The sequence below is a fragment of the Marinobacter shunpengi genome, from assembly GCF_045449695.1.
In the GTDB taxonomy this organism is placed as follows: domain Bacteria; phylum Pseudomonadota; class Gammaproteobacteria; order Pseudomonadales; family Oleiphilaceae; genus Marinobacter.
Window position 1 is genome coordinate 12,777 of record NZ_JBJJKZ010000001.1, and the last position, 11,951, is coordinate 24,727.

The following is an 11,951-nucleotide window of genomic DNA, read 5'->3' on the forward strand; positions in this document are numbered from 1 at the left end:
AGGAGACCGGCCATGAGCTACGAACGCATTCACCTGGCCATCGAGGACGGCATCGCCACCCTCACCCTGGACCAGCCCAAAACCATGAACGCCATGTCGGTACCGCTTCAGCAGGAAGTCATGGCGGCCCTGGATGAGCTGTCCGGCAACGGTGATATCAAGGCGCTGATTATCACCGGCACCGGCAAGGCCTTCTGTTCCGGGGCGGACCTGGGCTCCATGGGCCCCGACAGCGACGGCCCCAGCCTGGGTACCCAGGTGAAGAACCTGATGGAGGAACTGTCCAACCCGCTGGCGCTGAAGCTGCGGGCCCTGCCCTTCCCGGTGGTCTCCGCCGTTAACGGCGCAGCCGCGGGCGCCGGCGCCAGTATCGCCCTGGCGGCGGATATCGTGGTGGCCGGCAGGTCCGCCTACTTCCTGTTCCCGTTCATTCCCAAGCTGGGCATCCTGCCGGACCTGGGTGCCACCTGGATCCTGCCCCGGCTGATCGGCCGGGCCAAGGCCATGGCCGTCAGCCTGCTGGGGGAACGACTCTATGGTGAAGATGCGGTCCGCGAAGGCCTGATCTGGAAATGCGTGGCGGACGACGACCTTGCCGGAGAGGCCCTCACCACCGCACGACGGGTGGCCGCCGGCCCCAATCACGGGGCCCCGGAACTGCGGGAAGCGTTCGACCGCGCCGATGGTGCCACCCTCGCGGAACAGCTGGACTACGAGGCCGAGCGCCAGCAGGAACTGATCGACAGCCCCACCTTCCAGGAGGGCGTCCAGGCGTTCCTGGAAAAGCGGGACCCGACATTCTGACCCCATCCTGACAGCGAGGCACGCCATGTGGAGCTTTGAGACCGACCCCGACTTCCAGCGGGAACTGGACTGGATCGACCAGTTCGTCCGGGAGGAAGTGGAACCGCTGGACCATGTACTGGGCAGCCAGTGGAACATCCATGACCCGGAATTCCAGCGTCTGGTGAGACCCCTGCAGAAGCAGGTACAGGAGCGCGGCCTGTGGGCCTGCCACCTGGGCCCGGAACTGGGCGGCAAGGGCTATGGCCAGCTCAAGCTGGCGCTGATGAACGAGCAGTTCGGGCGCTCCCGCTTCGGCCCCATCGTGTTCGGCTCGCAGGCCCCGGATACCGGCAATGCTGAAATTCTCGCCCATTACGGTACCCCGGAGCAGAAGAGACGTTTCCTCGACCCGCTGCTGGATAACGAGATTGTCTCCTGCTTCACCATGACCGAACCCCAGGGTGGCGCCGATCCGCTGGTGCTGGAGGCCTCGGCGGTCCAGGACGGTGACGAGTGGGTGATCAATGGCGAGAAGTGGTTTGCCTCCAACGCCCGTTTCGCCAGCTTCTTTATCATCATGGCGGTGACGGATCCCGAGGCCCCGCCCTACCGGCGCATGTCCATGTTTATCGTGCCGGCAGATACGCCAGGCATCGAGATTGTCCGCAACTACGGGTTCTACGGTGAACCCCAGGACACCCATGCCCACCTGCGCTGGACCAACGTGCGGGTGCCAGCCGAGAACATGCTCGGAGAGCGTGGGGATGCCTTCGTGGTGGCCCAGGTGCGTCTCGGTGGTGGTCGCATGCACCACGCCATGCGCACCCTGGCCCAGGCGTCCCGCGCCTTCGACATGATGTGCGAGCGGGCGGTGTCACGCTTTACCAAGGGCGAACAGCTGGCGAAAAAGCAGATGGTGCAGGAGAAGATCGCCGACTCCTGGGTGGAGCTGCGCCAGTTCCGTCTGCTGATCCTGGAAACCGCCTGGCTGCTGGACCAGGGCCAGGATTACAAGGCCACCCGCAAGAACATTGCCGCCGTTAAGACGGTGATGCCCGGGGTGCTCAACAACATCGCCTCCCGCGCCCTGCAGATCCACGGGTCCCTGGGCATTTCCCATGACATGCCCTTCGCGGAGTGGATCATCAACTCCTTCCACGTCGGCCTGGGGGACGGCCCCACCGAGGTGCACAAGGTCACCGTCGCCCGTGAGGTGCTGAAGGACGTGGAGCCAGCACAGGGCCCGTTCCCGGATTACCTGAAATCGGAGCAGGTTCGCCGCGCCCGGACAAAGTTCGGCCTGGATAAGGAGGCCTGAATCATGACCGGAATCACCGAACTGAGCCGATCCCTTAAAGGCAGCCGCGTTTTGGTTACCGGAGCCGCCAGTGGCATGGGACGGGCGACGGCCGCCATTTTTGCCGCCGAGGGGGCGCAGGTTGCCGTTACCGACTTTGACATGGAGGGCGCCCGATCCGTGGCGGATGAGCTGACCGGAGCAGGGTATCAGGCCCGGGCCTGGCATCTCGATGTGAGCGACCCGGAGGCCATTCGCCAGGTAACCCGGGACGTGGCCGAGGCCTTCGGCGGCCTGGATATCCTGATCAATAACGCCGGCATCGCGGGCTTTTCCGCCATTGACGATGACCAGTACGACATCGTGTGGGACCGTTGCCTGTCGGTCCTGCTGACGGCCCAGCAACAACTGGTCCGGGCCGCCTTGCCACACCTCCGACAGTCGTCCCACCCCCGAATCGTGAATATCGCATCCACCGAGGCGCTGGGGGCGACCGCGGAAAACAGCCCCTATGCCGCCGCGAAGGCGGGTGTCACCGGACTGACCCGGGCCCTGGCGGTGGAGCTGGGTCCGGTGGGCATTACCGTGAACTGCATTTGCCCGGGGCCCATCGACACGGCGATGACCGCCTTCGTCGAACCGGACCACAAGCAGATTTTCGCCAGACGACGCACCGCCCTGCGCCGGTATGGTACACCGGAAGAAGTCGCCCAGGTCACGGTCAGCCTGTGCCTGCCGGCATCGTCCTATCTGACCGGCGCGGTTATTCCCGTCGATGGCGGGCTGATGGCCCGCAATGCCTGAACCTTTTGCCTTGCGGCCATCAGACCGGTGGCTTCAGGCACTCATGACAGGGTGAGGCCACCATCCACAATCAGGGTCTGGCCCCGCATGTAGGACGCCAGCGGCGACGCCAGGAACAGCGCGGGGCCGGCCATTTCCGAGGGCAGGCCCATGCGGCCCACGGGGATGGCAGCCTCCGCCATCTGTTTTCGTTTCGGGTTTTCAGTGGTCACTTTCGTCATCTTGGTAGCGACGAACCCGGGCGCAATGCCGTTAACTGCGATCCCTTCCGGTGCCCAGGCCTCGCCAAGGGTTCGCACCAGTGCCACGGCCCCCGCCTTGGAGGCGTTGTAGGCCGGGTTACCCTTGGTGGAATGGAACGCTGCCGTGGAGCTGACGATGATTAACGAGCCCTGGCTTTCAGCAAGCTGGTCATAGAACTTCATGGCGCAGGCCCGCAGGCTGTTCAGGTTCACGTTCATGACATGGTCCCAGCCCTCCCGATCGAATTCACCCCGCTTGTAGATCACCGCGCCCTGGCACAGGATCAGCACATCCAGCGTCTCGAACGACGGCCGGCAGGCGTCGATGGCATCGATGTTGCCCACATCGACCTGGCTGTAGTGCAGACCGGACAGGTCCGAGCCCTCGCCAGGATCATAATCTTCCGCCGACGCCCGCGTCCCCCAGACATACACCTTCGCACCCCGGGCGCGGAAAGCCTGGGCGATACCGTTACCGATGCCGCTGGAGCCGCCCACCACCAGCACGGTCTTGCCGGAATAGTCCAGATCGTTCATTGTTCTGTCTCCTGGCTGCTGCCTGTAAAGGCCTGATAATGCATCGACATTACCGGCCTCCACCGCTGCCAGCATCGTCGGATCGGACGATGCCGGGTAACCGGCACCCGGCTAAGGTGACCCTTAAGAACAACAAGATCGACGGATAGCCCCTATGCCCCACTCAGGACCTGACGCCAGCACCGGCGTTAACCGCAAAGCCCGCCATTTCATCGGGAGTCCGACATTATGAGCCGGGTTCTGATTGAGCCCTATCCCCACAACCTGGGCGGCCACTGCGGCTCCGGCGCCCTGCGGGATTTGCTGCACTGGGCCGACCTCGGCTGGAACAACCTGCCCGGTGACGGGCGACCCAGCGAAGGGCTGGTATTCGGGCTTGGGGGCGGATTGTCGTTTATGTACACCCGCTATCCGGGACTGACTCCTCCTATTTACCTGGTGGGTCGTAACGCGGATATGGAGCTGGATTTCTGCCGCCGGCTGGGGATCGACACCCGGCACCAACAGACCGATGACCCGGACCAGGGCTGGCACTGGGTAAAAGACGAAATCGACGCGGGCCGACCGGTCATGGTCTGGTGCGATATTGCGGAATTGCCCTATCTGCGGGTCCGGCTGTCCAACACCCGCCATGATGTGGTGATCATTGGCTACGATGACGACCGGAAAACAGTGTTCATTGTGGATAATGATCGGGAGGATGTGCAGGAAGTCCCCATGGAAGCCTTCCGCAGGGCCCACGGCTCCAACGGCTTCCCGGGCCCCAACCGGTTTGCCTCCTACCCGATGCGCTTCCCGGCGCAACTGCCCGACCTGCTGACCTGTGCGCGGGATGCCGCCACCTCCGCCGCCCGGGTGCTGGGCGGGGAGGATGCCCTGCTGTTCGACGTTACCAGCCTGCCCGCCGGCAGCCAGGTGGCCAGCGGCGTGGACGGCGTCAAGGCCTTTGCGGACGACATCATTACCTGGCCCTATCGTTTTGACCCGGACGAACTGCCCGCTGCGGTAAAAAGCCTGCCCGTCTTCGTGGAAAAGGCCGGTACCGGGGGCGGCCTGTTCCGGCGCCTGGAAGCTGAATTCTGTCGGGACGTGGCCCAGACCACCGGCGACCGGCACTTTACCGCTGCCGCCGAGGCCTGCCAGCACAGTGCCGATGCCTGGTCGGCCCTGGGCGAGATTGCCCGTGCCGAGCCCATGGACATCCAGGCCATCAGCGATGCTGCCCACCGGCTACCGGCCCTGGAAGCGGCCATGCAGGCAGTCCTGGAAAGGGCCGGCCAGGGTGGCCCGAATAACTGACACTATCGCCAACACCGAGGACCCGACGCCATGACCATCCAGGTAACCGCTTACGAACTGCAGTCGTTCATGCGCACCGAGTTTCCCCAGGCCACTATCACCGTGGAGCAGGTGAGTGAGCAGGAAGCCTGGGTGCGCCAGCCAGTGGATGAGTCGCACCTTCGCCCCGGCGGCACCGTGTCCGGCCCCACCATGATGGCCACGGCGGATACCGCCGCCTATGTAGTAGTGCTGGCCCATATCGGCATTGTCCCCCTGGCGGTCACCAGCAACCTGAACATCAACTTCCTGCGCAAACCGGAATCCGGCAAGGCCCTGCTGGCCCGGGGCACCCTGCTGCACCTGGGGCGCCGTTCGGTACTGACGGAAGTGAACATCTACTCGGAAGGCCACCTGCAGAAGCCGGTGGCGCACGCGGTGGTTACCTACGCTATTCCTTCATCCCACAGCCAGGCCTGAGCGATTTACCGCCGGCTTAACGCACCCACCCCAGCGCCCGTTCAAACAGCGCCACCGTACTGGCATGCAACTGATCCCCGATCGCCTTCGGGGCCTTGCCGGCACAGGCCCGGGCGTGGGTGCCCTCGAGGATAATACCCAGCTTGTAGCAGGCCAGTACGGCGTACCAGTCGATGGCCGAGAGATCCCGGTGACTGTTTGCCCGGTAGCGTTCCACCAGTTCATCGGCGCTGGGGAAGCCTTCCCAGGGCTGTAACCGGAAGTGCTCTATGGTGTCCTCATCGACAACCTCACCGGGCCAGGTGGCCAGCAGCCAGCCCAGGTCCAGCAGCGGATCGCCGATGGTGGTCAGTTCCCAGTCCACAATGGCCGCCAGTTCGCCGCTGTCGGGTCGGACCATGACGTTGGCCATGTGGTAGTCCCCATGGATGATGCCCGGCTCGAAGGACGATGGTCGGTTCCGGTCCAGCCATCCCGCGATGGTATCGACACCCGGTATCGACCGGGGCCCCGGCCAACCGGGAAAGTCAGCGTAACCCTGCAGTTGCTGCTGCCAGCGGCGGACCTGGCGCTGCAGGTAATTGTCCGGCTTACCGAAGCCTTCCAGCCCCACCGCCCGGTAATCCACCGCACCCAGCGCTGTAATACCCTCCACCAACGACAACCCCATGCGATGCCGGACGGTGGTATCCGAGGAATGAAGGGAAGGCAAGCCATTGACCGGCGCAAAGCCCTCAACTGGCTCCATCAGATAGAAGGCCGCCCCCAGCACGCCCTCGTCAGGACAGCCTGCCACCAGCCGGGGGTGAGGAACATTAGTACCGGCAAGGGCCTCCAGCATGCGCATTTCCCGCCGCATGGTGTCATTGGAGTTGGCGCGCAGGTGCGGCGGCGGTCGCCGCAGGACCAGGTCCTGGCCGTTGTAATCGAACCTCAGCAGCAGGTTCTGCGTGCCGCCGCCCAGCAGGTGGGCGTTGGCGACTTCCCCCTGGCCAAGCCCCTGCCCGGCTATCCAGTCCGCCAGCCTTTCGGTGTCGATGTGCCTCTGCCAGTCCATAGGTGTCACCCTGTCTGCGGTAATGTTATGAACCTATCGGAGTTGCACACCGTCCGAATCGTCAGATTGGACGAATCGAAAGGCGCGCCCACCTGTCAGGATGACGGAAATGGAAGACCGTGCTTCACTTCCAGACGACACATACCGACCACCTGATGGAGACTAACGCCATGCCCCTTCCCTCCGCATTCGAGGGCCGGCTCAAGGTTCCGGCCATTGCCGCCCCCATGTTCCTCACCTCCGGCCCGGATCTGGTGGTGGAAGCCTGCCTGAACGGCGTGGTGGGCACCTTTCCTGCCCTCAACCAGCGCTCCACGGAAGGTTTTGTGGAATGGCTGCAGGACATCGAAGCCCGCCTTGAAGGCAAGGATGCTGCTCCCTATGGCGTGAACCTGATCGTGCATCGCTCCAACCCCCGGCTGGAGGCGGACCTGGAACAGGTGGTGAAGCATCAGGTGCCATTGGTGATCACCTCCCTGGGCGCGGTGCCGGAGGTGGTGAAGGCCGTGCATTCCTATGGCGGCCTGGTGTTCCACGATGTGATCAACCGCCGCCACGCCGAAAAGGCCGCAGAAGCCGGCGTTGACGGCATTATCGCGGTGTCAGCGGGCGCCGGGGGCCATGCCGGCACCATCAGCCCCTTCGCGCTGGTGCAGGAAATCCGCCAGGTATTCGACGGCACCATCATCCTGGCCGGCTCCATCAGCACCGGTGCCCAGGTTGCCGCCGCCCGGCTCATGGGTGCCGACCTGGCCTACCTGGGTACCCGTTTCCTGGCCACAAAGGAATCCCTGGTGGAACCGGAGTACAAGGCTATGGTTCGGGACACCCGGGCCGCCGATATCGTCTACACCCCCAAGGTGTCCGGCGTGAATGCCAACTTTCTCCGCCCCAGCATCGAAGCCGCCGGTCTCGATCTGGACAGCGACGAAGCCCACGGCGGCCTGGACATGGAAAACGAGGCCAAGGCCTGGAAGAATGTCTGGTCCGCTGGCCACGGCGTTGGCGCGATCTCGGACGAGCCGGCCACCGCCGAGCTGTGCCAGCGCCTCGCCCGGGAGTACCACGATGCCCTGCAACAGGCCTGCAACGACGAATTCAGCCGGTAACTGCCAGACCGGGAGCCGCCTGTTCCATGGCGGCTCCTGCCCGCCCCGACAGTCCCTTTCCGACATCCCCCACCGCAAATGAAAACAATTCGTCGTTTCCGACGATAGCTGACCCTGACTTCGTGACCTAGCTTGACCATGACTGGTTAATCAACAACCAACATCCGGAACAACAACAAGTCACGGAGACCCGACGAATGTACCTGACCCAACCCCTGCACAAGGCCCTGACTGAAGCCCCGGACAAGACCGCCACGGTCTTCCAGGGCCGCCGCCACAGTTATCGCGAATTCGTATCCCGGATCGCGAGACTGGCGGCAGGCCTGCGACAGCTTGGCCTGAAGGAAGGCGACCGGGTGGCGATCCTGAGCCTGAACTCGGACCGCTACGCCGAGGCCATCTACGCCACCTTCTGGGCTGGCGGCGTGATCAACCCGGTGAACATCCGCTGGAGCCCGGCGGAGATCATCTATTCCCTGGACGACTGCGACAGCACCTTCCTGATCGTGGATGACACCTTCAGTCCCATGGTCAAACCGTTGACTGAAGGCTCCAGGTCCCTGAACACGGTCATCTACTCGGGCGACGGGGAAACACCCGCCGGCACCCACAATTTAGAAGCCCTGATCCGCGACCACGAGGAAGCCGAAGACGCCCTGCGCAGCAACGATGACCTGGCAGCGGTCATGTACACCGGCGGCACCACCGGCAAGCCCAAGGGGGTGATGCTCAGCCACATGAACCTGTTCAGCAATGCGCTGGGCTCCCAGGCGGTGGCCAACATGCCCCTGCGCTCGGTGACCCTGCATGCCGCACCCACCTTCCATGTCGCCGGCACCGGCCTGATCCTGCAGGGGGTCACACGCCACAGCACCAATGTGATCATCCCCATGTTCGAGCCTAAAGCGGTGCTGGAGGCCATCCAGAACGAGGGGGTGATCGAGACCTTCCTGGTGCCCACCATGCTGCGGATGGTGCTGGCCCATCCGGAGTTCGGCAACTACGACCTCAGCGGCCTGCAACATATGATGTACGGGGCCTCGCCCATGGACAGCACCCTGCTTAACAAGGCCCGCCAGGCCATGCCCCAGGCCGGTTTCCTGCAGGCCTACGGCATGACCGAGCTGTCGCCAACGGTGACCATCCTCACCAAGGACTGGCATGGTAATGAAGGCTTTGAGAGCGGCAAAATGATGTCCGCCGGACGCCCCCTGCCCATGGTGGAGATCCGCATCGTGGACGAGAACGACAACCCGGTACCCCACGGCACCCGGGGGGAAATCGTGGCCCGCGGGCCGGTGGTCATGCAGGGCTATTGGAACAAGCCGGAGCAGACCGCCCAGGCGCTGCGCAATGGCTGGATGCATACCGGCGACGCCGGCTACATGGATGAGGATGGTTTTGTCTACGTGGTGGACCGTATCAAGGACATGATTGTCACCGGTGGTGAGAACGTCTACTCCGCCGAGGTGGAGGAAGCCCTGCTGCAGATGCCCCAGGTGGCCCAGTGCGCGGTAATCGGCGTGCCGGACGACGACTGGGGCGAGCGGGTACACGCCACGGTGGTGGTGAATGACGACGCCGACCTGACCCTGGACGAGGTCATGGCCCATTGCCGGACCCTGATTGCCAACTACAAGATCCCCCGCAGCCTGGAAATCCGCGAGGAACTGCCGCTGTCACCAGCCGGCAAGCTGCTCAAGTACAAACTCAGGGAGGAACACTGGTCCGACCGGGACCGCAAGGTGAGCTGAACAACAACAAGACCACACCAAACCCCATGACAACAACAATGACGGGAGTGTCCCATGACCTACCTGAAGAACCCCCTGGCCGGCTTTATAGCCGGCGCTGCCCTGACCTCCATGATGGCGGTGGGCAATGCTGACGCCCGGGAACTGAGCTTCGCCTCCGGCGCCACGCCCAACTCCATCGGCTCCAAGAGCATCGAGGTGTTTGCCGATGCCCTGGAGGAACGCAGCGATGGTGATCTCAACACCAAGGCCTACATGCAGTCACTGCTGAGTTTCATGGAAACCCCGCCGGGCCTGCGGGATGGCATGGCGGATATCGGCTCGGTGCTGACGCCCTATTTCCAGACCGAGTTTCCCGCCACCATCATGCTCACCGAGATGACCATGCTGCTGGAGCTGGACGACACCACCGCCCGGGAAGCCACCTTCGCCTTTGGCGGCGCCATCTCCGAATACGTGTTCAACAACTGTCCGGAGTGTCTGGAAGAGTACAACAATGAAAACCAGGTGTTCCTGGGGATATCCGGCAGCACCCCCTATACCCTGATCTGCAACACCCCCGTGGTGACCATGGATGACATTGAAGGCAAGCGCATCCGCATTGGCGGCCCCCAGTGGGCCCGGTGGGTGGAGTCCATGGATGCCTCACCGGTGTCCATGGCGGTCAACGAAGTCTACGAAGGTCTGGGCCAGGGTGTGCTGGACTGCACCGCCCATAACCTGCCGGACCTGACCAACTTCAACTTTATCGAGGTCACCACCGACGTCACCATGGGCGTACCCGGGGGCATCTTCGGCGGCATCGCCACCCATATGAACAAGGACACCTGGAACAGCCTGTCGGCGGAGAACCGCGAGGCCATGCTCTACGCCTCGGCGGCCATTGCGGCGGAGCTGGCCCGCCTGTATGTGAAGGAACATGAGGAGAACCGCCAGCTGATTGAAGACAAGGAGGACATCACCGTCCATGAAGCCGGGGATAGACTCAAGGCCGCTACCCGCGAATTCATCGAAGGGGACATCGACACCATCGCGGAACGCTACCGGGACAACCACGACCTGGAACGCTCCGAAGAGATGATCAGCGAGTTCCGCGAAAGCATGACTCGCTGGGTGGAGCTGGTGAAGGACGTGGAAACCGGAGAGGAACTGCAACAGCTCTACTGGGATGAGGTGTTCTCGAAAGTGGATGTGAACGAGTACGGCCTGTAACAACCCTGACGGGCCAGGCAGGACGCCCGGCCCGTCAGTGCCCTTACAGGTTGCGCAGCTCCTTCATTCAGGTTGGTGCAGAATCATGATTCGGCTCTCCTGTCGCAACGGTCTTGTGATTTCAGGACTTCACAGGCCATGGCGACTCACATCCACTTTGGAGAAGACTTCCCGCCAGTAGAGCTCGGCCAGGGCTTCGCCGCTGTCAACGCCATCCACCAGGGAAACCCATTTCTCGAGGATCGGGCGGAAGGTCTCAATCATGTCACCGCCATTGTTGACATCGTATTTTTCGGCATAGGTAGCGGCCATGTTGTCCAGATCCTGACGGATGAATTCCCGGGTCTTTTCCTTCATGGCATCGCTGGCGTCGTGGATGGTAATCCGGTCGAGCTCTTCGGCGGTCTGCATGTTGTCCCTGGCCGCCTCGGCATAACCCCAGCTCAGTTCTGCGGACAGCACCGCGGAGGCGTGAAGCACGGCACGGCGCTCGTCCTCACTCAGACTGGCCCAGGCATCCTGGTTGACGGTGTTACCCACCCCTGCGAACACACCGCCCGGGGCACCGGTGGTGATGTCCGATACCACCTCCATCAGCTTGACGATGGTCAGTTCCGGCGCGGAATGGATGGTGCAGTCAACCACGCCCTGACTGAGTGCTTCGTAGGTTTCGTGTTGTGGAACCGATACCGGGGAAGCGCCAAGATCTTCGGCCCAACGGGACCACTGGGCTCCACCGATCCGTACCCGTTTGCCCTCAAGCTCTTCCAGGTTCCGTACCGGGGTATTGCAGAGCAGCATATAGGGCGATGTGCCACCGCCACCGATAAATACCTGATTCTGAGCCTCGAATTCATCGGCACACTCCGGGCAGTGGTTGAACAGGTACTCGGACATGGCACCGGCGTATGCCAGGCCCGCCGTGTCCGCCGGCGCATCCGTCAGCTCCAGCAACATGGACACTTCCGCCGCCAGATTTGTGCTCGGAAACTCCGCTGGGAAATAGGGTGTCAGAACCAGACCCGTGTCTGCCATGCCGTCCCTCACACCGGAGGGCGTCTCCGAGAAACTCAACAGCGACTGTGGAAAAACCTTCACCGTAATGGCCCCATCAGAATATTCCGACATGGCTTCAGCAAATACGTTGCCCGCTTCTGCGCCGATGGACTGAGGGGCGTAGCCGGTGGCGTAGGTCAGGGTGCGGGCCTCCGCGATACTGGCCAGCATGGAACCAGTGACCACCAGCGACAGGGCAAGGCGGGGAAAACGGGGAATATTGAAAGAACGCATAACAGCTCCTGGGGGACCCATCCGGGTTCCATTTTTGTTGTATAACAGGTTGTTGTATGTCGGCTGTCCGTTGAAAAGCAGGTCTGAGGCGACCATCGTTCAGCT

The 11,951-nt window shown here is 63.0% G+C and carries 11 protein-coding genes; 8 read left to right on the plus strand and 3 right to left on the minus strand.

The window, feature by feature from the left end; all coding sequences use genetic code 11:
* The first annotated feature begins 12 nt into the window (after window positions 1–12).
* The 3 genes from ACJO2E_RS00055 to ACJO2E_RS00065 are packed head-to-tail and all read left to right on the plus strand — an operon-like array spanning window position 13 to window position 2,887.
* Window positions 13–804 carry an enoyl-CoA hydratase-related protein gene (locus ACJO2E_RS00055; RefSeq protein ID WP_406960671.1) on the plus strand — a complete coding sequence of 264 codons (792 nt, stop codon included), beginning with the start codon at window positions 13–15 and terminating at the stop codon, window positions 802–804.
* A 25-nt stretch (window positions 805–829) separates the two neighbouring features.
* On the plus strand, window positions 830–2,104 hold the full coding sequence (locus tag ACJO2E_RS00060) for an acyl-CoA dehydrogenase family protein (protein WP_406960673.1): 1,275 nt from the start codon (window positions 830–832) through the stop codon (window positions 2,102–2,104).
* Between the two features lie 3 nt (window positions 2,105–2,107).
* Complete coding sequence (locus ACJO2E_RS00065; RefSeq protein WP_406960675.1) at window positions 2,108–2,887, plus strand: SDR family NAD(P)-dependent oxidoreductase; 780 nt, start codon at window positions 2,108–2,110, stop codon at window positions 2,885–2,887.
* Window positions 2,888–2,928: 41 nt separating this feature from the next.
* On the opposite strand, the gene ACJO2E_RS00070 is transcribed toward ACJO2E_RS00065, so the two are convergent.
* On the minus strand, window positions 2,929–3,666 hold the full coding sequence (locus ACJO2E_RS00070) for an SDR family NAD(P)-dependent oxidoreductase (protein WP_406960677.1): 738 nt from the start codon (window positions 3,664–3,666) through the stop codon (window positions 2,929–2,931).
* Between the two features lie 228 nt (window positions 3,667–3,894).
* Here ACJO2E_RS00070 and ACJO2E_RS00075 point away from each other — a divergent pair, with 228 nt between their 5' ends.
* Both ACJO2E_RS00075 and ACJO2E_RS00080 read left to right on the plus strand, forming a co-directional pair.
* Window positions 3,895–4,965, plus strand: a complete 1,071-nt coding sequence (locus tag ACJO2E_RS00075) for a BtrH N-terminal domain-containing protein (RefSeq protein WP_406960679.1) — start codon at window positions 3,895–3,897, stop codon at window positions 4,963–4,965.
* 30 nt (window positions 4,966–4,995) lie between these two features.
* A complete protein-coding gene (locus tag ACJO2E_RS00080) occupies window positions 4,996–5,424 on the plus strand; it encodes a PaaI family thioesterase (RefSeq protein ID WP_406960681.1) in 429 nt (142 codons plus the stop codon).
* A 16-nt stretch (window positions 5,425–5,440) separates the two neighbouring features.
* Here ACJO2E_RS00080 and ACJO2E_RS00085 read toward each other — a convergent pair whose 3' ends face one another.
* Entirely contained in the window at window positions 5,441–6,481 is a 1,041-nt protein-coding gene (locus tag ACJO2E_RS00085) for a phosphotransferase family protein (RefSeq protein ID WP_406960683.1), read from the minus strand.
* Between the two features lie 170 nt (window positions 6,482–6,651).
* Between ACJO2E_RS00085 and ACJO2E_RS00090 the strand changes: the two genes are divergently transcribed.
* From ACJO2E_RS00090 to ACJO2E_RS00100, 3 genes are all read left to right on the plus strand, one after another.
* The gene (locus ACJO2E_RS00090; protein ID WP_406960685.1) at window positions 6,652–7,590 is read left to right on the plus strand and encodes an NAD(P)H-dependent flavin oxidoreductase; all 939 of its coding nucleotides are present in this window, start codon (window positions 6,652–6,654) and stop codon (window positions 7,588–7,590) included.
* Window positions 7,591–7,787: 197 nt separating this feature from the next.
* Entirely contained in the window at window positions 7,788–9,344 is a 1,557-nt protein-coding gene (locus ACJO2E_RS00095; protein WP_406960686.1) for a long-chain-fatty-acid--CoA ligase, read from the plus strand.
* 54 nt (window positions 9,345–9,398) lie between these two features.
* The gene (locus ACJO2E_RS00100; protein ID WP_406960688.1) at window positions 9,399–10,556 is read left to right on the plus strand and encodes a C4-dicarboxylate TRAP transporter substrate-binding protein; all 1,158 of its coding nucleotides are present in this window, start codon (window positions 9,399–9,401) and stop codon (window positions 10,554–10,556) included.
* Window positions 10,557–10,685: 129 nt separating this feature from the next.
* Here ACJO2E_RS00100 and ACJO2E_RS00105 read toward each other — a convergent pair whose 3' ends face one another.
* Entirely contained in the window at window positions 10,686–11,846 is a 1,161-nt protein-coding gene (locus ACJO2E_RS00105; RefSeq protein WP_406960690.1) for a C4-dicarboxylate TRAP transporter substrate-binding protein, read from the minus strand.
* Window positions 11,847–11,951: the final 105 nt, after the last annotated feature.